Annotated in this window: 1 protein-coding gene; it reads right to left on the bottom strand. The window is 62.8% G+C overall.

The window, feature by feature from the left end:
- Positions 1-265: 265 nt before the first annotated feature.
- Positions 266-1,294, bottom strand: a complete 1,029-nt coding sequence (locus AX750_RS09505; RefSeq protein ID WP_067253990.1) for an IS110 family transposase — start codon at positions 1,292-1,294, stop codon at positions 266-268.
- Positions 1,295-1,415 lie beyond the last annotated feature (121 nt).

The raw sequence follows: 1,415 nt of genomic DNA, 5'->3' as shown, positions 1-1,415 counted from the left end.
GTGTATGGACCACCCCCGCCTTGCAAGATCTTTCTGAACAGTTCCGACGAAGCCAGCGCTTGCAGTCGTGTATCCGGCCTTGCAGCGCGGTACTTTCGACCGCAGGCCCTGATGGTTTTCGCGGATCAGCAGCCGGACAAATGGACGAACTCGAAGGTTCGCATCGTTTCTTGGGCTTTGGCCGATCCCGGTCCGACCGGTTCGCCATCATCGTTCAGTCACCCTCGCAAGCCAGACGCCCGGCGGTTATGGGCGTCCGGGTTCGTCAGGCGGCATGCGCCTCCTGTCTCCAATAGTTTTCTCCACGTGTTAGCATAGCCCAAACGGCCCGAGCCGTTTTATGTGCCAGTGCCGTTGCCGCGACCGGGACGGGACGTCGCGCCAAAAGCGGCGACAGCCAAGGCCGCGGCTTGAGGTTGGGTCGCATGAATGCACCGATGACCGCCCGTGCGCCATGGATCAGCAATGTGCGTAGATAGCGGTCCCCGCCTTTACTGATCCGGCCAATTCGTGGCTTTTCGCCGCTCGACGCCATCCTTGGCGTCAGGCCGAGCCAGGCCGCGAAGTGGCGCGAGGATCTGAACTGCCGTGCGTCGCCAACGGAGGCGACAAGCGCGGAGGCGGTGATCGGCCCAATCCCCGGCGCCGTCGCCAGACGCTGGCTGGCCTCGTTGCCCTTGTGCCAAGCGATGATTTCGGCTTCGACGGCCCTGACACGCGTTGCCAGATCATCAAGGCGTCCAAACAGCTCATCGATCGCTGTGCGCGCGACGGCCGGTAGCTCCTCGTCTGCACAGTTTTCTACTCGGCGCCTAAGGTCGTCGAGCCGCGCGGCGCCCTTGCCCGCTACAATGCCGAACTCGCCAAGCAGTCCGCGAAGGGCGTTGATCGTCGCCGTTCGTTGGCGCACAAGCAGCGCGCGAACCCGGTGCAACGCCAGCACCGCCTGCTGATCCGGCGTCTTGATAGGAACGAAGCGCATATTGGGCCGCCCCACCGCCTCACAGATGGCTTCCGCGTCGGCCGCGTCTGTCTTGTTCCTCTTCACATAAGGCTTCACGTATTGAGGCGGGATCAGGCGAACTTCATGCCCGAGGCGCATCAGCTCGCGCGCCCAATGATGAGCACTCGAGCAAGCCTCCATGCCAATCAAGGTCGGCTCAAGTCGGGCGAAGAAGGGGAAAAGCTGACTCCGCGCCAGTCGGCGTCTAATGACTGTCACTCCATTGGCGTCGATGCCGTGGACCTGGAAAACCGACTTCGCCAGATCCAAACCGATGCGTGCGATGCTCATGGTGGCTCTCCCTCGTTGATCGCTACCGAAGAATGCGCCGCCCAGCGGGGGTGGTCCATGCCATCAAATGGGCCGTCCAGCGTGCCCGCTACATCACGCTGGAAAGCATCGCGCCGATCAG

This window comes from Methylobacterium sp. CCH7-A2 (assembly GCF_001557075.1).
In the GTDB taxonomy this organism is placed as follows: domain Bacteria; phylum Pseudomonadota; class Alphaproteobacteria; order Rhizobiales; family Beijerinckiaceae; genus Allobosea; species Allobosea massiliensis.
Note: the sequence above shows the minus strand (reverse complement) of the source record. Positions and strands in the feature narration are given on the sequence as shown.

What these genes read in the sequence shown, in the direction of transcription:
- AX750_RS09505 (WP_067253990.1), bottom strand. Translation starts at nt 1,294, where the DNA reads ATGAGCATCGCACGCATCGGTTTGGATCTGGCGAAGTCGGTTTTCCAG.